The sequence below is a fragment of the Streptomyces sp. sk2.1 genome, assembly GCF_008120935.1.
Classification (GTDB): domain Bacteria; phylum Actinomycetota; class Actinomycetes; order Streptomycetales; family Streptomycetaceae; genus Streptomyces.
Genome location: NZ_RDBO01000291.1, coordinates 1 through 654, shown reverse-complemented (window position 1 = coordinate 654; position 654 = coordinate 1). Strand labels below are relative to the sequence as shown.

The 654-nt window shown below is 79.4% G+C and carries 1 protein-coding gene; it reads left to right on the top strand.

Annotation, left to right across the window (positions count from 1 at the left end; translation table 11 throughout):
* Window positions 1–654, top strand: a 654-nt coding sequence (locus tag EAO76_RS43935) for an acyl-CoA dehydrogenase family protein (RefSeq protein WP_148841785.1), incomplete at both ends; no start/stop codon positions are given.

Below are 654 nucleotides of genomic sequence, written 5' to 3'. Positions count from 1 at the left end.
GTGCCGGGCCCGGTGGTGGAGGCGGTCGCGGCCGGGGTGCTGCTGGCCGGGGTGGGCGGTGCGGCGGCCGGGGAGTGGCTGCCCGCGCTGGCGTCGGGCGCGGCGTCGGCGACGCTGCTGTCGGCGGACCACGGGCCGTACGCGCTGGACGCGGACGCCGTGGACGCCGTGTTCACCGTGGCCGGTGACGAGTTGCGGCTCGCGCCCGGTCCCGGGGAGCTCCGGGTGTCGGCCGATCCGGCCCGGCGGCTGTGGCGGCCCGAGCCGGGCGGGAAGGTGCTCGCCACCGGCCCGCGGGTGCGGGAGGCGGCGGACCGGGCCTTCGAGTGGGCGTCGTTCGCGACGGCCGCGCAGGCGCTCGGCACGGGCGAGGCGCTGCTGCGGGCCACGGTCGGGTACGTGAAGCAGCGCACCCAGTTCGGTACGGCCGTCGGCTCCTTCCAGGCGGTCAAGCACCGGCTCGCGGACGTGCTGATCGGGCTGGAGTTCGCCCGTCCGCTGCTGTACGGGGCGGCGCTCGCGCTCGCCGAGGGGGCGCCGGACGCCGGGGCGCAGGTGGCGGCGGCCAAGGTGACGGCGGGCGAGGCGGGGTACGCGGCGGCGCGGGCGGCCCTGCAGCTGCACGGGGCGGTGGGGTACACCCAGGAGCTGGAC